The organism is Anaeromyxobacter sp. SG64, from assembly GCF_022690745.1.
Lineage (GTDB): Bacteria > Myxococcota > Myxococcia > Myxococcales > Anaeromyxobacteraceae > Anaeromyxobacter > Anaeromyxobacter soli.
This window is the reverse complement of record NZ_JALCZB010000083.1, coordinates 1-20,219: the sequence shown is the minus strand read 5'-3', so window position 1 is coordinate 20,219 and position 20,219 is coordinate 1. Positions and strand designations below refer to the sequence as shown.

The following is a 20,219-nucleotide window of genomic DNA, read 5'->3' as shown; positions in this document are numbered from 1 at the left end:
CTCACCCTCGGCGGCGAGCGCCGGCGCGAGCGCGAGCCGCGCCTCGAGGTGCAGCGGCTCGAGCTCCAGCGCGCGGCGCAGGAGCGACACGGCGGCCGGGCGGCGCCGCGCCCGGGCGAGCGCGCGCCCGCCGTCCACGAGGGCACCCACCGCGTCGGCCCGGCGGCCCCGCAGCGCGTGCAGACGGGCGAGCTCGACGCGGAAGGCGGGCTCGAGGGGGAACACCCCGGTCGCCGTGGCGCACACCGCTGCGGCGCGATCGGTGAACCCCGCGGCGAGGTGGCGCTCCGCCGCGCGGCGGAAGCAGCGGGCGCCCTCGGCGCCCTGGCCGAGGCGCGCGAGCAGCGGAGCGAGCTTCACGTTCAGCGAGGGGTCCTCGGGGTCGTTGCGGAGGGCCTCGCGGTACCCGGCCACCGCCTTGCGGATGCGTCCGCGCGCCCGGGCGCGGTCGGCGGCGGCGACGATCTCGGCTCGCGTGCGCGGCCGGCGGCGGAAGAGCGGCACGGGGGGATGTTAGCCACGCACCGGCGCGGGGCTCCACCGCGATCTTCGTGGCGCCGGGTGCCCACACCGACCCCTGGGACCGTTGGACCGCCCAGGCGTGCGTGTTATGACCCGCCGGCTTGTCCGAGGAGATCCTCATCGTCGCCGGCGAGGCGAGCGCCGATCTGCACGCGGCGCGCGCGCTCGAGGAGCTCGCGGCGCTGCGGCCCGGGATCCACGCGTTCGGGGTCGGCGGTCCGCGGCTGCGCGCCGCGGGGCTCGAGGTGCTCGCGCCGGCGGAGGACATCTCGGTGATGGGGGTCGCCGAGGTGCTGCCGCGGCTGCCGCGGATCCTCGGGATCCTGCGCCTGCTCGCGCGCGCCGCCGCCGAGCGCCGCCCCAAGGCGGCCCTGCTCGTCGACCTCCCGGACTTCAACCTCCGCCTCGCGGCGAAGCTCAAGAAGCTCGGGATCCCCGTCGTCTACTACGTCTCGCCCACCATCTGGGCGTGGCGGAAGGGCAGGGCGAAGAAGATCGCGAAGGTCGTCGACCGGATGCTCTGCATCCTCCCGTTCGAGCCGAGCTTCTACGAGGGCACCGGCGTCCGGGCGCGCTTCGTCGGGCACCCCTTCGCGGAGCGGCCGCCGCCGGAGGCCCCGGACCGCTACCGCGCCGCCCTCGGGCTCGCGAACGGCCGGACCACCGTCGCGCTCGTGCCGGGGAGCCGCGCGTCGGAGCTGAAGCGCCTCTTCGCGCCCATGCTCGAGGCCGCCGAGCGGATCAAGGCCGTCCACCCCGACGCGCAGTTCGTGGTGCCGGTCGCCCCGACCCTCCCGCGCGCCGCGCTCGAGCCGTACCTCGCCGTGCACCGCACCATCGAGGTGAAGCTCGTCGACGGGCGCACCGAGGAGGTGGTGGGCGCGAGCGACGCCGCCATCGTGAAGAGCGGCACCTCCACGCTCGAGACCGCGATCATGCTCCGGCCGATGGTCGTGGTGTACCGGCTCTCCTGGCTCACGTACGCGCTCGGCAGGATGCTCGTGCGCATCGCGCACTTCGCGCTCGTCAACATCCTCGCCGGCCGAAGCGTCGTCCCCGAGCTCCTGCAGGGAGAGGCGAGCCCGGCGCGCATGGCCGCGGAGATCGAGCGGCTCCTCGGCGATCGCGCGGTGCGCGACGCGCAGCTCGCGGCGCTGCAGGAGGTGCGCGACTCGCTCGGCGAGCCCGGCGCGCCCCGGCGCGTGGCGGAGGAGATCGTGGGGGTGATGTCATGACGGAGCGGCGCCCGGCGATCGTCTGCCTCCCCACCTACGACGAGCGCGAGAACCTCGAGCCCATCGTCGCGGGCATCCTCGCCGCCACGCCGGACGTGGACGTGCTCGTCGTGGACGACAGCTCGCCGGACGGCACGGGCGAGCTCGCCGACCGGCTCGCCGCGCGCGAGCCGCGCGTCCACGTGCTCCACCGCGCCGCGAAGCAGGGGCTCGGGAGGGCGTACCTCGCCGCCTTCGACTGGGCGCTCTCGCGCGGGTACGCCTACGTGCTCGAGATGGACGCCGACTTCTCGCACGACCCGCGCTACCTGCCGGCCCTGCTCGCTCGCGCCCGCAGCGACGCCGACCTCGTGCTCGGCTCGCGCTACGTCCCGGGCGGCGGGACGGTGAACTGGGGCCTCGGCCGCAAGCTCATCTCGCGCGGGGGCAGCCTCTACGCGCGGACCATCCTCGGCGTGCGCGTGCGCGACCTCACCGGCGGGTTCAAGTGCTTCCGGCGCGAGGTGCTCGAGGCGATCGACCTGCCGAGCGTCGAGTGCTCGGGCTACGCGTTCCAGATCGAGCTCACCTACCGCGCGCTCCGGCGGGGGTTCCGGGTGGTGGAGGTGCCGATCGTCTTCGCGGACCGGCGGGTGGGGCAGTCGAAGATGTCGCGCCGGATCGTGATCGAGGCGGTGCGCAAGGTCTGGTCGATCCGCCGCTCGGGGTTCGCGCGCCGCGCCGCGCCCGAGAAGTAGCCCCGCGCCGCGGCCGTCCGCGGTATCTTCCGCCCGCCTCGTCATGGGTGAGCTCCTCGGCCTCGGCCTCGTCTCGTTCTCGGCGATCTTCTTCGTCGTCGATCCGTTCTCTGCGGTGCCGTTCTTCCTCGCGATGACGAGGCGGCACAGCGCGGAGGAGCGGCGCGTCATCGCGCTCCGCGCGGCCATCGCCGCCGGCCTCGTGCTCGCCGCGTTCGCGCTCGCCGGCGCCTGGATCTTCAAGCTGCTCGGCATCAGCCTCGGCGCGTTCAAGATCGCCGGCGGGGTCGTGCTGCTCCTCCTCGCGCTCGACATGATCCGCACCCAGCCGTCCAGGACGCGCATCACCGAGGGTGAGGTGGAGGCGGGCGCCGACAAGGAGGACATCGCCATCGTGCCGCTCGCGATGCCGCTGCTCGCCGGGCCGGGGAGCATCGCGACCGCCGTCGTCCTCATGGCGCGCGCGCGGAGCGGGCCCTGGTGGCACGCCATCCCCGTGCTGGTCGCGATCGCGCTCACCGCCGCGGGGAGCTACGTGATCCTCGCAGGCGCCACGCGGACGGAGCGCGTGCTGGGGCGGACCGGCCTCGCCATCCTCGAGCGCGCGGCGGGCCTGCTGCTCGTCGCCATCGGCATCCAGTTCATGCTCGATGGGCTGTCCGAGTCCTTCGCCGGACGCCTGCTGGGTCCCTAGCGAGCACCCGGACGGGACGGGCGGGGCGTCTCGCAATGCCCTGTGGCCGTCTGTCACACTCGGCCTCCACCCCGGGAGGCCCGCATGTCGTCCACGGAGAGCTTCCGCCGCGCCCGCGACTTCCTCGTGCAGCACCGCGAGGACTACGAGACCGCCTACCGGGAGTTCCGCTGGCCGGCCCTCGATCGCTTCAACTGGGCGCTCGACTGGTTCGACATCGTCGCGGACGGCAACCCGCGGACGGCGCTGCACCTCGTGGAGGAGTACGGCGCGGAGGTGCGCCTCTCGTACGCCGAGCTGGCGGAGCGCTCCAACCGCGTCGCGATCTACCTCCGCCGCCACGGCGTCGAGCGCGGCGATCGCATCCTCATGATGCTGCCGAACTGCGTGCAGATCTGGGAGGTAATGCTCGCGGCCATGAAGCTCGGCGCGTGCGTCATCCCGGCGAGCACGCTGCTCACGCCGGAGGACCTCGTCGATCGCGTGGAGCGCGGCCGGGTGCGCCACGTCGTGACGGACCCCGCCGGCGCGGAGAAGATGCGGGCGCTCGACGGCGGGTTCGCGCGGCACGTCGTGGGCGAGCAGGTGCCGGGCTGGATCCCGTTCGAGCTCGCTTACGACGAGTCGTCGCTGTTCATCCCGCACGGCGAGACGATGTCCTCGGACCCGGTGCTGCTCTACTTCACGAGCGGCACCACCGCGAAGCCGAAGCTCGTCGTGCACACCCAGCGCAGCTACCCGGTGGGCCACCTCTCGACGATGTACTGGATCGGCCTGCGGGAGGGCGACGTGCACATGAACGTCTCGTCGCCGGGCTGGGCGAAGCACGCCTGGTCGAGCTTCTTCGCGCCGTTCAACGCCGGGGCGACGGTGTTCGTGCACAACTACGCGAGGTTCGTGCCGCGCGAGACGCTCGGCGTCCTGGAGCGGAACCAGATCACGACCCTGTGCGCGCCGCCCACCGTCTGGCGCATGCTCATCCTCGAGGATCTCTCCCGCCACCAGGTGAAGGTCCGCGAGGCGCTCTCGGCGGGCGAGCCGCTCAACCCCGAGGTGATCGAGAAGGTCCGGAAGGCCTGGGGCGTGACGATCCGCGACGGCTACGGCCAGACCGAGACCACGGCGCAGATCGGCAACTCGCCGGGCCAGCCGCTCAAGCCCGGCTCGATGGGCCGCCCGCTGCCGGGCTACCGCATCGCGCTGCTCGACGAGGAGGGGAACGACGCGCCCGAGGGCGAGCTCTCCATCACGCTCGACCCGCGCCCGGCCGGCGTCATGGCGGGCTACGAGCAGGACCCCAACCTGAACGAGTTCACGACGCGCCACGGCCATTACCACACGGGCGACGTCGCCGCCCGGGACGCGGGCGGGTACGTGACCTACGTCGGGCGGGCCGACGACGTCTTCAAGAGCTCGGATTACCGGATCAGCCCCTTCGAGCTCGAGAGCGCGCTCATCGAGCACGACGCCGTCGCGGAGGCGGCCGTCGTGCCGAGCCCCGACGCGGTGCGCGGCCTCGTCCCCAAGGCGTTCATCATCCTCAAGCCGGGGCGCGCGCCGGACCGCGAGCTCGCGCTCGAGCTCTTCCGGTTCCTGCGCCGGAGGCTCGCGCCGTACAAGCGCGTCCGCCGCCTGGAGTTCTCGGAGCTGCCCAAGACCGTCTCGGGCAAGATCCGGCGGGTCGAGCTGCGGCGCCGCGAGCAGGGCCGCGAGCCCGGGGCGCCGCGGGGCCCGCGCGAGTTCTGGCAGGACGACTTCCCGGAGATCGCCAGGGGCGATTGACGCGGGCGCGACGAACGGGCGCGGCCCTCTCGGGCCGCGTCTGCCGCGCGGTGAAGAACACGTGGCGCCGCGCATGCGTCTCGTTGCATCCTTCAACGCACACGCCCGCGCCCCGGGGCGCGGGGAAGCCGGAGACACGACATGGCCAACTCCCGCGTGATCCGCACCTTCTCCATCATCGGCGCCGACGGGGCGGGCAAGACCGCCCTCGTCGAGGCGCTCTGGCGCATCGCCGATCCGAAGCGGCCCCCGGGCGAAGCCTCCACCTCGCGCCTCGACGCCGAGCCCGAGGAGAAGAAGCGAAACTTCACGCTGGCGCTCCACCCCGAGAGCTTCGAGGAGGGCGGACGGGCGTTCCACGTGCTCGACTGCCCGGGGTTCGCCGCGTTCCTCACCGAGGTGGAGTGGGCGCTGCAGGTGACCGATGGCGCGGTGCTCGCCCTCTCGGCCGCCGACGGCGCGCACAACCGGGCCGAGCGCGCGTACGACGTGCTCGCCGACTCGGGCCGCCCGGCGATCGCGGTGATCACCCGGCTCGACCACGAGCAGGCCGACTTCGCGAGGACGCTCGCCGACGTGGAGTCCTCGCTCAAGGTGAAGCCGGTCCCGGTCCAGCTCCCGATCCTGCGCGGCGGCAAGTGCGCCGGCCTCGTGGACCTCGTCTCGATGAAGGCTCACCTGCACGACGGCAAGGGCCGGTACGAGGAGGGCGCGATCCCCGGCGAGCTCTCGGCCGAGGCGGAGCGCCTCCGCACCGCGCTCGTCGAGGCCGCCGCGGAGTCGGACGACGAGCTGCTCGGGAAGTACCTCGAGGGCGGGTCGCTCTCGGAGGAGGAGATCGCGCGCGGCCTCGCCCGGGGCGCAGCCGAGCAGCGCATCCTCGTCGTCGCGTGCACGTGCGCGAAGAGCGGCGTCGGCGTCCGCGAGCTGCTCGACCTCGTCGTTGGGATCGTCCCGGGCCCCGAGGCGCGCGAGGTGAAGGGCAAGGACCTCGCCGGCAAGGAGGTGACGCGCCCCGCCACCCCCGAGGCGCCGTTCTGCGGGCAGGTGTTCAAGACGACCATCGACCACTTCGCCGGGCGCGTCGACTACGTCCGGGTGTTCTCCGGCACCCTGAAGCACGACGCGAACGTGATGAACCCCAGGACCCGCAGCGAGGAGCGCGTCTCGCACCTGCACCGCACCGACGGGGCGCAGACGGCGGAGGTGCCCGAGGCGGGACCCGGCGAGTTCGTCGTGCTCATGAAGCTGAAGGACGCGCACACCGGCGACACGCTGTGCGACCCGGCCGCCCCCATCCTCCTGCCGCACTTCGCGCAGCACACCCGGCCGGTGTCGTACGCCGTCCACGCGAAGGCCGGCGACGACAAGGCCGCCGCGGCGCTGCAGAAGCTCATCGAGGAGGACCCCTCGCTCGAGCTGGCCCGCTCCCCGGACACGGGCGAGATGCTCCTCCAGGGCATGGGGCAGGCGCACATCGAGGTGACGGTGGAGCGCGTGAAGCGCAAGCACGGCGTCGAGGTCACGCTCGCGCCCCCGACGCCCGCGTATCTCGAGACCATCACCGCGCCGGCCAAGGCGCAGGGCAAGTTCAAGCGGCAGACCGGCGGGCACGGGCAGTACGGCGACGCCCACGTCGAGCTCGTGCCGAAGGCGCGCGGGGAGGGGTTCGAGTTCGAGGACGCCATCGTCGGCGGCGTGGTCCCGCGCCAGTTCATCCCCTCGGTCGAGAAGGGGATCCGCGGCGCCCTGCACTCCGGGCCGCTCGCCGGCTACCCGGTCGTCGACTTCAGGGCGAGGCTCGTGTTCGGCAGCTACCACGACGTGGACAGCTCCGACATGGCGTTCCAGGTGGCGGGCTCGATGGCGTTCAAGAAGGCCGTCCTCGAGGCGCGCCCGATCCTCCTCGAGCCCGTGATGAAGCTCGAGGTGCGCGTCCCCGAGGAGTACGTCGGCGCGGTGATGGGCGACCTGAACAGCCGGCGCGCGAAGGTGCAGGGCATGGAGCCGCTCGCGCGCGGGGTGCTCGTCCGCGCCCTCTGCCCGCACGCCGAGGCGATGACCTACGACGCCGACCTCCGCTCGCTCACGCAGGGCGTCGGGTACTTCACGATGGAGGCCTCGCACTACGACCCCGTCCCGCCGCCCATCGCGCAGAAGATCATCGAGCGGCGGCGGGCGGAGGGGAAGGTGAAGGGCCTCGAGGAGTGAGCGAGCCGCGCGCTGCGACGGTCGTCGCGAGCGCGACCCGTCGCTCAGCGCAGCGTCTCGCGGGCCCGGTGCGGCGGCCCCGCGCGCGTGCGCCGGACCCCGCGCGGCTGCCGGGCGCGGCCCGGCCGCCCGCCGCCGCGCAGCGCCGCCGCGCCCACCGCGACGAGCCTCACGGCCTTGGCGGCGGGCCGACGCTCCGCGGCCTCGTGCGCCGCCTCGCGCGCGTCGCGCGCGCTCACGAAGTCGGGGACGCGCACGAGCACCGTGAAGCCCCCGCTCCCGCGATCACCCTCGCCGGCCGGACGCAGCCGGACCTCGGGCGCGCCCGGGCGGAACAGGTTCCCGCCCTTCTTCTTGGCCGCCGCCAGCACCGCCGCGGTCCTCGTCACCGCCTCGATCGCCTCCTCGAGCGCCGTGCCGCCGGGCGTGCCCTTGCCCGTGATCGCGATGCAGTGCTCGACGCCCGCCGGGTTCCGCCTCTGCTCCACCGTCCTCGCCATTGCGACCTCCGTGGCGCGCGGCGTGGGCCGCGCCCACGATCCGATTCGGCGCCGGCGGCGAGGGTGGGTCAACCGGGCCAGTGGGGGCGGCAGGCGGCCGGGCGGGCGGCCGGGTGGGTGAGGGTGCCGCCCGGACGGGGTAGCGTCGTCCTGCCCCCCGCGGACGTTCTGGCATAGGATGGCCGCGCCTTGCGCTCGTACCTGAGACTCCTCCGCTTCGTCGCGCCGTACAAGCTGACGCTCGCCGTCGCCATCCTCTGCATGGCGATCCTGTCGGTCACGACGGCCGCCTACGTGTACCTGCTCGGGCCGGCGCTCGAGTTCCTGTTCCGCGGGGACCCGCGGGCCCTCGGCAGCCTCGCCAAGTTCGTGCCGGCGTCGTGGGACGTCGCGGGCCAGCTCGCCCGGCTGGACCGCTCGACCATCCTCGGCATCCTGCCCGCGATCATCGTCGGCGTCGCCGCGCTGAAGGGCGTGGCCTACTTCGGGCAGTTCTACCTGATGGGGATGGTCGGGCAGCGGATGATCGCGGACGTCCGCCGCGCCCTCTTCGACCACCTCCTGCGGCTGTCGCCCGGCTTCTACACGCGCCGCCACTCCGGCGACATCCTCCAGCGCTTCTCGGCGGACGTGCTCTCGGTCGAGACCGCCGTCTCGAACGCGATCCCGAGCTACCTGCGCGACGGGCTCACCGTCATCGTGATGCTCGTCTCGTGCTTCGTCCTCGACTGGCGCATGTCGCTCGTCGCCTTCGGCGCGGTCCCCGTCACGCTCCTGCCGGTCGTGCGCCTCGCGAAGCGGCTGAAGCGCGTCACGGGCCACGCCCAGTCCACCGCCGGCGAGCTGTCCGAGATGGTGCAGGAGGCGGTGAGCGGGATGCGGGTCGTGCAGGCCTACGGGATGGAGCGCTGGGAGTCCGGCCGCTTCGCCGAGGCGAACGGGAAGCTCATCCGGATCCTGCGCCGCAGCTATCTCGTCCGGGCCTTCTCGTCGCCGCTCATGGAGATCATGGGGGCGGCGGGGCTCGCGGCCGCGATCTGGTGGGTCGGCGGGCGGATCCTGGCGGGGGAGCTCGAGCCGGGGAAGTTCTTCTCCTTCGTGGCGGCGGTGCTCCTCCTCTACACGCCCGTGAAGCAGCTCGGGCGCGTCGGGCAGATCGCGATGCAGGGCGCGGCGGCCGGCGACCGGATCTTCGAGATCCTCGACACGCCCTCCGCCGTGCCGGACGACGGCCGCGAGGTCCTCCCGCGGTTCGCGGAGGCGATCCGCTACGAGCGGGTGGCCTTCGCGTACGGCGATCGCCCGGTGCTGCACGGCCTCGACCTCGAGATCCGCAAGGGCGAGGTGGTGGCGCTCGTCGGCTCGTCCGGAGGCGGCAAGACGACCGTCGCGAACCTCCTGCCGCGCTTCTGGGACGTCACCGACGGCCGAATCACCGTCGACGGGAAGGACGTCCGCGACGTGACGCTCGCGAGCCTGCGCGCCCAGCTCGCGCTCGTGACGCAGGAGACGGTGCTCTTCAACGACACCATCCGCGCGAACATCGCCTACGGCCGTCCCGAGGTGGCGCAGGCCGACGTGGAGCGCGCGGCGCGGCTCGCGCAGGCGCACGGCTTCATCGAGGCGCTGCCTCACGGGTACGACACCCGCGTGGGGGAGAAGGGGGTCCTCCTCTCGGGCGGGCAGCGGCAGCGGATCGCGATCGCCCGCGCCTTCCTCAAGGACGCGCCCATCCTCGTGCTCGACGAGGCGACGAGCGCGCTCGACGCGGAGAGCGAGCGCGAGGTGCAGCGCGCGCTCGACTCCCTCATGGCCATCGAGGGCGGACGCCGCCGCACCACGCTCGTCATCGCGCACCGCCTCTCGACGGTGCGGAACGCCGACCGCATCGTGGTCCTCTCCGGCGGGCGCGTGGTCGAGCTCGGCACCCACGACGAGCTCGTCGCGCGCGGCGGCGAGTACGCGCGCCTCCACCGGATCTTCGAGGGCGAGGCGCGCGCGGAGGCGCGCGTGAGCGCGGGCTAGGCTTGAAGCGGATCGTCCTCGCCGCGGTCGTCCTCCTCCTCGCCGGCTACGCGGGGTTCGGCGCGATGGCGCTCCGGGAGCGCACGCTGCGCCGCTCCGGGGCCGCGCACGCCGACGCGGCGCGGGAGGGGCTGCGCGGCGCCTACCACGTGCACACCACCGCGAGCGACGGCCGCGGCTCGCTCGCGGAGGTGGTCGCCGCGGTGCGCGCCGCGGGCCTCGACTTCGTCGTGGTCACCGATCACAACGTCCGCGCCCCGGAGCGGGCGGAGTACCTCGACGGCGTCCTCGTGGTGCCCGCCACCGAGGTCTCGACCCCCTACGGACACGTGGTGGCGCTCGGGGTGCCGCGCGCGCTCACGCGGGAGGAGCGCGTCCGCGATCCCCTCGGCGCGATCGCCGCGCTCGGCGGCCAGGCGGTGCTGGCGCACCCGTTCCACCCGCGCCGGCCCTTCACCGGCTGGGGTCGGGGGCCGTGGCGCGGCTTCGAGGTCGTCTCGAACGACACGTCCTGGTACCGCGTGGTGACCGATCGCGCGGCCAGCAAGGTGGTGCGCGCAGCGGCGGCGCTGCCCTTCGACGGCGCCGGCGCCGTGCTCGCGCTCGCCGCCGATCCCGCGGACGAGCTCGCGCGCTTCGACGCCGAGGAGGGCGCCGCGCGCGGCCGCGGCGAGGTCCGCGTGCTCCTGTGCTCGGCCGACGCGCACGGCTACCCGGGCTACCGCGCGGCCTTCGAGGCGTTCTCGATGCGCGTGCCCGTGCGCCGGAGCGGGGACGCGGAGGCCGACGCGCGCGCGGTGACCGCGGCGCTCCTCGACGGCAGCGCGGCGTGCGTCTTCGACGGCGTCGCGCCGGCGGCGCGCGTCCGGCTCGGGCGCCCCGACCCGGAGACGATCGCGCTGTCGCTCGGCGCGCCCCCCGATCCGCGCGCCCGGTTCGCGCTCCTGCGCGACGGCCGCCCCGCGGGCGCGCTCGCCCCGGACGCGGACGGCGCCGCGTTCCGCTGCGACGGCCGGTGCGCCCCCGGCGACTACCGCGTGGAGGCCCGGATCGACGGCCGGCCGTGGATCTTCACGAACCCCTTGCGCATCGAGTAAAAGCGCCCCACGAGAGGTCCCGCCCTGCACCTCGTCTACGTCATCGCGAGCTACGCGCTCTTCGTCTTCGCGCTGCCGGTGCTGCTCACGCACCCGAAGCTGCGCCACGGCATCGCCCAGCGCCTCGGCCTCTACCGGCGCGGCCTCGACCTCGGCCGGGGCAGCCCGCGGGTCTGGCTGCACGGCGCGAGCGCCGGCGACCTCCTCTCGCTCCAGCCGATGATGCGGGAGCTGAAGCGGCGCCTGCCGGGCTCCTGCATCATCGTCACCACCATCACGAACAGCGGCCAGGAGATGGCGCGGAAGAAGCTCGCCGAGGCCGACGTGGTGCTGTACGCGCCGTACGATCTGTTCGGCGCGACCCGGCGCGCGGTCGCGGCGCTGAAGCCCGACCTCCTGGTGCTCGAGTACACGGAGATCTGGCCGAACCTCATCCGCGCCGCCCGCAAGGCGGGGGTGCGGATCGCGCTCACGAACGGCCGCTTCAACCCGGCGAAGCTCTCGCGCTACCGGGCGATGTTCCGCGCCATCCGGAACCCCCTCCGCCGCATCGACTGCTTCCTCATGCGCTCGGACGAGGAGGCGGAGCGGGCGCTCGCGCTCGGCGCCGCCCCCGATCGCGTGTGGGTCACCGGGAACACCAAGTTCGACGCGCTCGTGCTCGAAGGCGCGGAGGGCAAGGAGCAGGCGCTCCGCGCGGAGATGGGCCTCGACCCGACCGCGCCCGTCTTCATGGCCGGCTCCACCCACGAGGGCGAGGAGGAGCTCGTCCTCGGCGTGTACAAGGGGCTGCTCGAGCGCCACCCGCGCCTCCAGCTCGTCATCGCGCCGCGCTACCTCGAGCGCTGCGGCAAGATCATGGCGCTCGCGGCGGAGGCGGGGCTCGGCGTCCGCCTGCGCAGCGGCGGCGCGCCCGCGGGCCACGCGCAGGTCACGCTGCTCGACACCATCGGCGAGCTCTCGATCGCCTACCGCCTCGCGACGCTGGTCTTCGTCGGCGGCAGCTTCGTCACGCGCGGCGGGCAGAACGTGCTCGAGCCCGCGGCGCAGGGGAAGCCCGTGCTGTTCGGGCCGCACATGGAGAACTTCAAGGACTCGGTGCAGGTGCTGCAGGGGCGCGGCGGGATCCAGGTCGCCTCGCCCGAGCAGCTCCTCAAGGTGGCCGAGGAGCTGCTCTCGCGGCCCGACCAGCTCGAGGAGCTCGGCGCGCTGGCGCGCGGCTCGGTGACGTCGATCCGCGGCGCGAGCGCCCGCAACGTCGAGCACATGCTCTCCATGCTCCCGCGTGGAAAGGCGGCGGCGTGACGGATCCGGCGAGCATCCTCGTCGTCCGCTACAGCGCGCTCGGGGACGTCGTCCTCGCGACGAGCGTCCTCGAGCCCCTGCGCCGGCGCTTCCCCGCGGCGCGGATCGAGTGGGTGACGGACGCGCTCTACGCGCCGCTGCTCGAGGGGCTGCCGGAGCTCGCCCAGGTCCACCGGCTCGGGCGCGACGGCACGAACGGCGCGTGGGGGCTCGCCTCGAGCCTGCGCGGCCGGTTCGACGTCGCGATCGACCTCCAGCACAAGGCCCGCAGCGTCCTCGTGGCGCGCGCCGCCGCGCCGATGCGCGCCGCCTTCCGCCGCCGCTCCGCGCTGCAGGCGCTGCGGTCGGTCTTCGGGGCGGACCCGCCGCTCGTGCGCGCGCACCAGACCCGCCTCTACGCGGAGGCCCTCGCGCCGTTCGGCATCGGCGAGCCCGGCCGGATGAAGGTCGCGCTCTCGGCGCAGGCGCGGGCCCTCGCCGACGACGCGCTCGGCGCGGTGGACGGCTCCATCGTCGCCGTCGCCCCGGGCGCCCGCTGGGCCACGAAGCGCTGGGCGGCGGAGCGGTTCGCCGCGGTCGCCGACGCGCTCGCCGCCGAGGGCCACCGGATCGTGCTGTGCGGCGGGCCGGGCGACCGCGACGCGTTCGCCGCCTTCCGCGCCGCCGCCCGCTGCGAGGTGGCCGCCGACCTCTCGTTCCTGCCGCTCGACGCGCTCGCCGCCGCGCTCTCCCGCGTCCGGCTCCTCGTCGCGTGCGACTCGGGCCCCGTGCACCTCGCCACGGCGGTCGGCGTCCCGGCGCTCGCGCTCTTCGGCCCGACCTCGGCGGCGCGCTGGGGACCGCCCGCGCCAGGGCGGTCGCTCTCGCTGGCGCTCGCCTGCGCCCCGTGCTCGAACCACGGAGGGGACTACTGCCCCGAGGGCCACCACCGCTGCCTGCGCGATCTCGCGCCCGAGGCCGTGCTCGCGGCGTCCCGCGAGCTGCTCGCCCGATGAGCCTCGTGGAGCGGATCTGGTGGCGACCCCGCGCCGCGCCCGGCGAGACCGCGCTGCTCGCGCCGCTCGTCCTCGCGGAGGGCCTGTTCCGGGTGGGCGCCGCGGCCCGCGGCGCGCTCTACGACCGCGGGCTGCTCGCCCAGGCGCGCGCCGGCGTTCCGGTCGTGTCGATCGGCAACGTCGCGGTCGGCGGCGCCGGCAAGACGCCCGCCGCCATCGCGGTCGCGAGCCGGCTCGCCGCGCGCGGCCGGCGCGTGGCGGTGCTCTCGCGCGGCTACGGCGCGTCGCGCGCCGACCCGCGCGTCGTCTCCGACGGGGTGCGGACGCTCCTCGGCGCGGACGAGGCGGGCGACGAGCCGGCGCTCCTCGCGCGCCGGCTGCCGGGCGTCGCCGTGCTGTGCGGTCCCCGCCGCGCCGCGCTCGCCGCTCTCGCGGTCGCCACGCTCGGCGCCGACGCCCTCGTCCTCGACGACGGGTTCCAGCACCGCGCCCTCGCGCGCGACCTCGACGTCGTGGTGCTCGACGCCGCGAATCCGTTCGGCAACGGGCACCTGCTGCCGCGCGGCCCGAACCGCGAGCCTCGCGGGGCGATCCGGCGCGCGGGGCTCGTCTGGCTCTCCCGGGTGGACGGGGCGGACGCGGCGGCGCTCACGGCGCTGCGCGCGCTGGCGCTCGACGCCACCGGCCGCGCGCCGGTCGAGTCGCGGCACGCGCCGGTCGACGTGGTCGACGGGACGCTCGGGCGGAGCCTCGGCCTCGGCGCGCTGCGCGGGGAGCGCGTGATCGCCGTGTCCGGGCTCGCGCGGCCCGGCGCGTTCCTCGGCACCCTCGCCGGGCTCGGCGCCGAGGTGGTCGCGGAGCGGGCCTTCCCCGACCACCACCGGTTCACCGAGCGCGAGCTCGACGACGTCCTCCGCGCCGCGGAGGCCGCCCGCGCGCGCGTGGTCATGACCGAGAAGGACGCCGTCCGGCTCGCGCCGGCCCGCGCCGCCGAGCCGCGCCTGTGCGCGGTGCGCATCGACGCGGAACTCGTCCGGGGGGAGGCGGTCCTCGCCGAGGTCCTCGACGCAGCGCTCACGGTCCACGCCGGTTCCTCTCGCAGCGCTGGGTGACTCGCATGCGCCTCCTCGGCTTCTTCCTCGCCCGCCTCCCGCCCCGCGTCGTCGCGGCGCTCGGCGCAGCCCTCGGCTGGCTCGCCTGGACGAGCCGGATCCGCCGGCGCGTGGTGCTCGACAACCTCCGGCTCGCCTTCCCCGAGAAGACCGAGGGCGAGCGCAGAGACATCGCGCGCCGCACCTACCGCAACTTCGGGCAGATGATCCCGGACTTCTTCCGCGTGCCGTCCCTCTCGCGCGAGGAGCTCGAGGGCATCTTCGTGCACGAGGGCTGGGACCGGTTCGAGGAGGCGCGCGCGCGCGGGAAGGGGGTCATCGCCGCGACCGGGCACTTCGGGAACTTCGAGGTGCTGGCCGCCGCCCACACGCTGCGCGGCGTCCCCATCACCATGATCACGCGCGAGATGGGCAAGTCGGGCGCGAACGACCTCTGGCGAAAGGCGCGGCTCCGCGCCGGCGTCGAGGATCTCGTGGTCACGCGGGGCAGCACGCTCTCGGCCGCGATCCGCTCGCTCAAGGCGGGGCGCGTGCTCGGCTACGTCATCGACCAGAACCAGCCGCGCCGGCGCGCCATCTTCCCGACCTTCTTCGGCGTCCCGGCCGCGACCGCCGCGACCCCGGCGCTGCTCGCGATGCGCACCGGGGCGGCCGTGGTCTTCACGGTCTCCGTCCCGCTCGGCGACGGGCGCCACAAGGTCGTCATCGAGGGGCCCCTCGCGGTGCCCGACACCGGCGACCGAGACGCGGACGCGCTCGCGTTCATGCAGGATCTGAACGACCGGCTCGAGCGCTGGATCCGCCTCTACCCCGACCGCTGGTACTGGCTCCACCGCCGGTGGAAGACGCGGCCGGAGGGCGAGGCCGCGGGTCCCCCGGCGGCCGCCTCCGCATTGACGCGCGCGGACGGCGCGCGGTAGGAAACGCGCGTGCGCCGCCCCCGGGAAAACCTCCTGCCCTCGCTCGCCGGCCTGCTCCCCTCGTTCGCGCGGACCGAGGTGGTGGTGGTGGGCGACTTCGTCGCGGACGAGTACGTCTACGGCGAGACGGAGCGGATCAGCCGCGAGGCGCCGGTCCTCATCGTGCGCTACGAGGCCTCCGAGCTGAAGGCCGGCGGGGCCGGCAACGCCGCGCAGAACCTCGCCGCGCTCGGCGTGAAGGTCCGCGCCGTGGGGGTCGTCGGGGACGACGCGCTCGGCACCGCGCTCCTCGACGAGCTCGAGGGCGGCGGCATCGACGTCTCGGGGCTGATCCGCGTCGCGGGCCGTCCCACCGAGGCGAAGACGCGGATCCTGGCCGGCGGCCGCTCGAGCCGGCGCCAGCAGATGATCCGCCTCGACCGCGCGCCCCGCGAGCCGCTCTCCGCGGCGGTCCAGAAGCGGCTCGTCCGCGAGCTCGAGAAGCACGGGCGCTCGGCCCAGGCGATCCTCGCGAGCGACTACGGCTCGGGCACGGTTCACGCCGACGCCATCGAGGCGCTCCGCCGGTTGAAGCGAGGCGGGGTCCCGGTCTGCGTCGACTCGCGCTACCAGCTGCGCGCCTACACCGGCCTCACCATGGTGAAGCCGAACGAGGTCGAGCTCGAGGCGGCGTCCGGCGTGCCGCTCGGCGAGCCGGGCGCCCTCGAGCGCGCCGCGCGCACCCTCCAGAAGCGCGTGGACTGCGAGGTGCTGCTCGTCACCCGCGGGCGAAACGGCATGTCCGTCTTCCGCAAGGGGCTGCCGCCCGTGCACGTCCCCGCGCACGGCAGCCAGGACGCCGTGGACGTGACCGGCGCGGGCGACACCGTCGCCGCCACCTTCAGCGCGGGCCTCGCCGCAGGGGGCGATGCGGTGACGGCCGCGCGCCTCGCGAACGTGGCGGGCTCGCTCGTCGTGCAGAAGCCGGGGACCGCCACCGTGTCGCGCGACGAGCTCGCCGCGGAGCTCCTCCGCCCATGAGGTCCGACTTGAGCGCCTCGAAGCGCGTCGCCCTCGACGAGCTCCCGGCCGTGCGGGCCGCCGCGACCGCGGCCGGCCGGACCATCGCGCTCGCGAACGGCGTCTTCGACCTCTTCCACGTGGGACACCTCCGCTACCTGCAGGGCGCGAAGGCGGAGGCGGACCTGCTCGTCGTCGCGGTGAACAGCGACGCCTCCACGCGCGCGAACAAGGGGCCCGGGCGGCCGGTCGTCCCGGAGACGGAGCGCGCCGAGATCCTCGAGGCGCTCACCTGCGTGGATCACGTGGTCCTCTTCGACTCGAAGGACGTGGTCCCGGTGATCCGCGCGCTCCGCCCGGACGTGCAGGTGAAGGGCACCGACTACACGCCCGACACGATCCCCGAGGCGGCCGAGGTGCGCTCCTACGGCGGCCGCGTGGCGGTCGCGGGCGATCCCAAGGACCACTCCACCACCGAGCTCATCGGCAAGCTCGAGGCGACGCGCCGGTAGGCGGGCGCGCGGCGGCCGGCGTGCGGGTCCTGGAGCTCCTCTCGTCGGCGTGGTGGACCGGCCCGGCCGAGCCGATGGCCTCGGTGGCGCGGGCGCTCCTCGCGCACGGCCACGAGGTGGAGCTCGCGGTCGAGACGCTCCGCCCCGGCAACCTCGTCGAGCGGCTCCGCGCCGAGGGGCTCGCGGTGCGCAGCGACCTCGCGCTCTCCCCGAAGTCCGGGCCCGTCCGCTACCTCCGCGACGTCGGACGCCTCGCCGCGCTCGCGCGCGGGGGCGTGGACGTGCTGCACGCGAACTTCTCGCACGATCACGTGCTGGCGCTGCTCGCCGCGGGCGCCGGCGGCCGGGCGCGCGTCGTGCGGACGGTGCACGCCGCGCGCGCCCTCGCCCGGGGCGGCGTGCAGGGCCTCGCGTTCCGGCGCACCGACGGCCTCGTGGCGGTGTGCGAGGCCCACGCGCGGGTCCTCGTCGAGCGCTTTCGCGTCCCGGAGGCGCGGGTGCTCGCCACGCGCGGCGCGGTGGACGCGGGGACGTTCACGCCGGAGGGCCCCGACCTGCGCGAGGAGCTCGGCATCGCGGCCGGAGCGCCGGTCGCCGGCATCGTCTCGCGGATCAAGCCCGGCCGCGGCCACGAGGATCTCGTGGACGCCTTCCGCGGGGTGGCCGACCGGCTCCCCGAGGCGCGGCTCGTCGTGGTCGGGCGGGGGGAGGGGGAGGAGGCGCTCCGGGTGCGGGTCGCGCACCGCGGGCTCCAGCGGAACGTCGTCTTCGCCGGGTACCGGGCAGGGGCCGAGCTCGCCGCGGCGTACCGGACGCTGGACGCGAAGGTGCTGCTCGCGGAGGGGAACGACGGCACCTGCCGCGCGCTGCTCGAGGGCATGGCCGCGGGGCGGCCGGGGGTGGCGTACCGCTTCGGCGCGCCCGCGGAGGCGATCGTCGACGGGTCGACGGGGCTCCTCGTCCCGCAGGGCGACGTCGCCGCGCTCGCCGACGCCCTCGTGGAGCTCCTCGGCGCGCCTGCCCGCGCGAAGGCCATGGGGCGGGCCGCGCGCGAGCGCATGACCACCGCGTTCACGGAGACCGCGCGAGGCGACGCGATCGCCGCGTTCCTCGCCGAGATCCTGGCCTTGCCGCCCGCCGGACGCGCGGCGTAATCTCCGCGCCGGAGGTTTTCGATGGCGCTCGCGCCCGAGCTGAAGGAGATCCTCGCCTGCCCGCGCTGCAAGGGCGATCTCGAGTTCCGCGAGGAGCTCCGGGAGATCCGCTGCCACGCGTGCCGGCTGGTCTTCCGCATCGAGGACGACATCCCGGTGATGCTGCTCGACGAGGCGCGGCCGCTCGGCGATCGTCCGCCCGGCCGCTCCGGAGAGGGCGGCGGCGCGCCTTGACGCTCCCGGTGGGCGACGCTACGGTCCGCGCCCATGAATTGCCCCGGGGTGGAGCGATGATCCGCAGCATGACGGGCTACGGCGCCGGCCACGGCGCGGCCGCGGGCGAGGAGCTCGACGTCGAGGTCCGCTCCGTCAACCACAAGTTCTGCGAGGTGAAGGTCCGGCTGCCGCGCGAGTACGCGGCGCTCGAGCTCGAGGCGGCGAAGGCCGTGAAGGATCGGCTCGCGCGCGGGAGCGTGGACGTGTCGATCCGGCGCGCCTCGGGCGCGGGCGGCCTCGCGCCGCGGGTGGACGTCCAGCTCGCCGAGGCGTACGCGCGCGCCTTCGCCGAGCTCCAGGCGCGCCTCGGCCTCGCCGCCGGCGCGACGCTCGCCGACATCCTCGCCGCGGACGGCGTGGTGCGGCTCGAAGAGCGCGACGTGAACCTCGACGGCGCGCGCGAGGCCCTGCGGGCCGGCCTCGGGGCGGCGCTCGAGGCGCTCCTCGAGATGCGCGCCCGCGAGGGCGAGGCGCTGGCCCGCGATCTCGCCGCGCGGCTCGCGACGGTCGAGGCGCTGGCGGCGCGGGTCGCGGTGCTCGCGCCCCAGGCGGTGGAGCACCACCGCGCGCGGCTCGAGGAGCGGCTCGCCGAGCTCGCGCGCGGGGTGGCGCTCGACCCGGCGCGGCTGGCGCAGGAGGTCGCGCTGCTCGCCGACCGGAGCGACGTCGCGGAGGAGCTCACGCGCCTCGCGAGCCACGCCGCGCAGGTGCGCGCGCTCCTCGGGGGCGGCGAGCCCGCCGGGCGCAAGCTCGACTTCCTCGTCCAGGAGATGCACCGCGAGGTGAACACGGTCGGCTCCAAGTCGCAGAGCGCCGAGATCGCCGGCGTGGTCGTCGCGCTCAAGGCCGAGATCGAGCGCATGCGCGAGCAGGTGCAGAATGTCGAGTGAGGCCTCCCCCGCGCCCGGGCTGCTCCTCGTCCTCTCCGCGCCCTCCGGCGCCGGCAAGACCACGCTCGCGCACCGCTTCCGCGCGACGCACCCCGACGCGGTGTTCTCGATCTCCGCGACGACGCGCGCGCCGCGCGGCGACGAGCGCGACGGGGTGGACTACCACTTCGTCACGCCGGAGCGCTTCGCCGAGCTCGTCCGGGAGGGCGCCTTCGCCGAGTGGGCGGAGGTCCACGCCAGGCGCTACGGCACGCTCCGTCACACGGTCGACGCCGCGCTCGCGGCGGGACGCATCGCGCTGTTCGACATCGACGTCCAGGGCGGCGCCCAGATCCGCGCGGCCTGGCCCGACGCGGCGGCGACGGTGCTCGTGCTCCCTCCCGACGAGGCCGAGCTGGAGCGCCGGCTGCGCGGCCGCTCCACCGACGCCGAGGACGTGATCCGGCGGCGGCTCGCGGCCGCGCACGACGAGATCGCGCGCGGGCTCCAGACCTACGAGTTCGTCGTGGTGAACGACGAGCTCGAGGACGCGCTCGCGAAGCTCGACGCGATCGCCGCGCACGTGCGCGCGCGCCGCGCCGGGAGGCGCGATCCCGGCGCAGCGGAGACCGCGGAGCGCTGCCTGCGCGAGCGCGCGGATCTGCGCGGCTGGGCGCGCTGACGCGCGAGCAGGGGAGGGGAGGAGGCCTCGACGGCTTGACTCCCTCTCGGGACGCGGGTACAACGCGCACCCCTCGCGGCGGCGGGCTCACGGACGGCGGACAGCACGATCCGGAGCCAGCTTGACGGGAGGGGAGAGCGGGGGTAGAAGCTGCCCCCGGTTCTGGTGGAAACCCGGCAGCAAGCATCCGAAGTAGCAGGGTTTCTTCCTTGACGTACCCCCGGGAGGCGGCTACAAGACGCCCCCTCCCAGGCTCGGCCGAACGGATGATTCGGACGCGCTTGACGGGGTGCCCGATGGAGGGTAGAAGCTGCGCCCTCCTCGAGCTCGAACGCGACACGGCTGAACGTCGCGAGGGGCTTGACGGGCGGAGGCGGGTCGGCTAGAAACCGACTCCCTCACGAAAGGGCGGGTTCCGAGTTGCTCGGAATCAGCCCTGGACACTGGGACGGCAAGCTGCTAAACACGCCGCCCTCGCTGACGGAACGGATTGTCCTCGAGACACCGCGCAAGTCAGGCCCGAGCCGGAGACGGATCGGGAGGGTTCGTTCGGTCTTTGAAAACTGAATAGCAAGCCTACGACGGAATGCGG

The 20,219-nt window shown here is 74.9% G+C and carries 19 protein-coding genes; 17 read left to right on the top strand and 2 right to left on the bottom strand.

From position 1 onward, the window contains the following. Nucleotides 1-504, bottom strand: a 504-nt coding sequence (locus tag MNZ29_RS19025; RefSeq protein WP_242356318.1) for a tetratricopeptide repeat protein, incomplete at its 3' end; no start/stop codon positions are given. Nucleotides 505-623: 119 nt separating this feature from the next. Here MNZ29_RS19025 and lpxB point away from each other — a divergent pair. The 5 genes from lpxB to MNZ29_RS19000 all read left to right on the top strand — a co-directional run bounded on the left by lpxB (nt 624) and on the right by MNZ29_RS19000 (nt 7,181). After that, complete coding sequence (gene lpxB, locus MNZ29_RS19020; RefSeq protein ID WP_242340407.1) at nt 624-1,757, top strand: lipid-A-disaccharide synthase; 1,134 nt, start codon at nt 624-626, stop codon at nt 1,755-1,757. Continuing rightward, nucleotides 1,754-2,494, top strand: coding sequence for a polyprenol monophosphomannose synthase (locus tag MNZ29_RS19015; RefSeq protein WP_242340406.1), 741 nt, complete (start codon nt 1,754-1,756; stop codon nt 2,492-2,494). The genes lpxB and MNZ29_RS19015 overlap by 4 nt, the downstream gene beginning before the upstream one ends. A gap of 43 nt (nt 2,495-2,537) precedes the next feature. Next, a complete protein-coding gene (locus MNZ29_RS19010; protein ID WP_242356316.1) occupies nt 2,538-3,188 on the top strand; it encodes a MarC family protein in 651 nt (216 codons plus the stop codon). 84 nt (nt 3,189-3,272) lie between these two features. Beyond that, nucleotides 3,273-4,970: an AMP-binding protein gene (locus tag MNZ29_RS19005; RefSeq protein ID WP_242356314.1), complete on the top strand. Its 1,698-nt coding sequence runs from the start codon at nt 3,273-3,275 to the stop codon at nt 4,968-4,970. A gap of 141 nt (nt 4,971-5,111) precedes the next feature. Next, nucleotides 5,112-7,181 carry a translation factor GTPase family protein gene (locus MNZ29_RS19000; RefSeq protein ID WP_242340403.1) on the top strand — a complete coding sequence of 690 codons (2,070 nt, stop codon included), beginning with the start codon at nt 5,112-5,114 and terminating at the stop codon, nt 7,179-7,181. 44 nt (nt 7,182-7,225) lie between these two features. Here MNZ29_RS19000 and MNZ29_RS18995 read toward each other — a convergent pair whose 3' ends face one another. Beyond that, entirely contained in the window at nt 7,226-7,681 is a 456-nt protein-coding gene (locus tag MNZ29_RS18995) for a hypothetical protein (RefSeq protein ID WP_242356313.1), read from the bottom strand. Nucleotides 7,682-7,870: 189 nt separating this feature from the next. Between MNZ29_RS18995 and MNZ29_RS18990 the strand changes: the two genes are divergently transcribed. The 12 genes from MNZ29_RS18990 to gmk are packed head-to-tail and all read left to right on the top strand — an operon-like array spanning nt 7,871 to nt 19,627. Then, nucleotides 7,871-9,706 carry an ABC transporter ATP-binding protein gene (locus MNZ29_RS18990; RefSeq protein WP_242340401.1) on the top strand — a complete coding sequence of 612 codons (1,836 nt, stop codon included), beginning with the start codon at nt 7,871-7,873 and terminating at the stop codon, nt 9,704-9,706. Nucleotides 9,707-9,708: 2 nt separating this feature from the next. Next, nucleotides 9,709-10,803 (top strand): PHP domain-containing protein, encoded by a 1,095-nt coding sequence (locus tag MNZ29_RS18985; protein WP_242340400.1) that lies wholly within the window; start codon nt 9,709-9,711, stop codon nt 10,801-10,803. A 24-nt stretch (nt 10,804-10,827) separates the two neighbouring features. After that, nucleotides 10,828-12,108 (top strand): 3-deoxy-D-manno-octulosonic acid transferase, encoded by a 1,281-nt coding sequence (locus MNZ29_RS18980; RefSeq protein WP_242340409.1) that lies wholly within the window; start codon nt 10,828-10,830, stop codon nt 12,106-12,108. Further along, nucleotides 12,105-13,103 carry a glycosyltransferase family 9 protein gene (locus MNZ29_RS18975; protein ID WP_242340399.1) on the top strand — a complete coding sequence of 333 codons (999 nt, stop codon included), beginning with the start codon at nt 12,105-12,107 and terminating at the stop codon, nt 13,101-13,103. Before MNZ29_RS18980 ends, MNZ29_RS18975 begins: the two co-directional genes overlap by 4 nt. Continuing rightward, nucleotides 13,100-14,215, top strand: coding sequence for a tetraacyldisaccharide 4'-kinase (gene lpxK, locus MNZ29_RS18970; RefSeq protein WP_242340398.1), 1,116 nt, complete (start codon nt 13,100-13,102; stop codon nt 14,213-14,215). Before MNZ29_RS18975 ends, lpxK begins: the two co-directional genes overlap by 4 nt. A gap of 5 nt (nt 14,216-14,220) precedes the next feature. Continuing rightward, nucleotides 14,221-15,135, top strand: a complete 915-nt coding sequence (locus MNZ29_RS18965; protein ID WP_242356322.1) for a lysophospholipid acyltransferase family protein — start codon at nt 14,221-14,223, stop codon at nt 15,133-15,135. Nucleotides 15,136-15,144: 9 nt separating this feature from the next. After that, on the top strand, nt 15,145-16,155 hold the full coding sequence (locus MNZ29_RS18960; protein ID WP_242340396.1) for a bifunctional heptose 7-phosphate kinase/heptose 1-phosphate adenyltransferase: 1,011 nt from the start codon (nt 15,145-15,147) through the stop codon (nt 16,153-16,155). 8 nt (nt 16,156-16,163) lie between these two features. Further along, nucleotides 16,164-16,646, top strand: coding sequence for an adenylyltransferase/cytidyltransferase family protein (locus MNZ29_RS18955; protein WP_277957340.1), 483 nt, complete (start codon nt 16,164-16,166; stop codon nt 16,644-16,646). A gap of 20 nt (nt 16,647-16,666) precedes the next feature. After that, on the top strand, nt 16,667-17,800 hold the full coding sequence (locus tag MNZ29_RS18950; protein ID WP_242340394.1) for a glycosyltransferase family 4 protein: 1,134 nt from the start codon (nt 16,667-16,669) through the stop codon (nt 17,798-17,800). 21 nt (nt 17,801-17,821) lie between these two features. After that, nucleotides 17,822-18,034: a Trm112 family protein gene (locus MNZ29_RS18945; RefSeq protein WP_242340393.1), complete on the top strand. Its 213-nt coding sequence runs from the start codon at nt 17,822-17,824 to the stop codon at nt 18,032-18,034. Nucleotides 18,035-18,090: 56 nt separating this feature from the next. Beyond that, nucleotides 18,091-18,966, top strand: coding sequence for a YicC/YloC family endoribonuclease (locus MNZ29_RS18940; protein ID WP_242340392.1), 876 nt, complete (start codon nt 18,091-18,093; stop codon nt 18,964-18,966). Continuing rightward, the gene (gene gmk / locus MNZ29_RS18935; RefSeq protein ID WP_242340391.1) at nt 18,956-19,627 is read left to right on the top strand and encodes a guanylate kinase; all 672 of its coding nucleotides are present in this window, start codon (nt 18,956-18,958) and stop codon (nt 19,625-19,627) included. The genes MNZ29_RS18940 and gmk overlap by 11 nt, the downstream gene beginning before the upstream one ends. The last annotated feature ends 592 nt before the right edge of the window (nt 19,628-20,219 follow it).

Coding starts and splice junctions, on each gene's coding strand:
- MNZ29_RS19010 (WP_242356316.1), top strand. CDS start 2,538: ATGGGTGAGCTCCTCGGCCTCGGCCTCGTCTCGTTCTCGGCGATCTTC.
- MNZ29_RS19005 (WP_242356314.1), top strand. CDS start 3,273: ATGTCGTCCACGGAGAGCTTCCGCCGCGCCCGCGACTTCCTCGTGCAG.
- MNZ29_RS19000 (WP_242340403.1), top strand. CDS start 5,112: ATGGCCAACTCCCGCGTGATCCGCACCTTCTCCATCATCGGCGCCGAC.
- MNZ29_RS18940 (WP_242340392.1), top strand. CDS start 18,091: ATGATCCGCAGCATGACGGGCTACGGCGCCGGCCACGGCGCGGCCGCG.
- gmk (WP_242340391.1), top strand. CDS start 18,956: ATGTCGAGTGAGGCCTCCCCCGCGCCCGGGCTGCTCCTCGTCCTCTCC.
- MNZ29_RS18945 (WP_242340393.1), top strand. CDS start 17,822: ATGGCGCTCGCGCCCGAGCTGAAGGAGATCCTCGCCTGCCCGCGCTGC.
- MNZ29_RS19015 (WP_242340406.1), top strand. CDS start 1,754: ATGACGGAGCGGCGCCCGGCGATCGTCTGCCTCCCCACCTACGACGAG.
- MNZ29_RS18995 (WP_242356313.1), bottom strand. CDS start 7,681: ATGGCGAGGACGGTGGAGCAGAGGCGGAACCCGGCGGGCGTCGAGCAC.
- lpxK (WP_242340398.1), top strand. CDS start 13,100: ATGAGCCTCGTGGAGCGGATCTGGTGGCGACCCCGCGCCGCGCCCGGC.
- MNZ29_RS18965 (WP_242356322.1), top strand. CDS start 14,221: ATGCGCCTCCTCGGCTTCTTCCTCGCCCGCCTCCCGCCCCGCGTCGTC.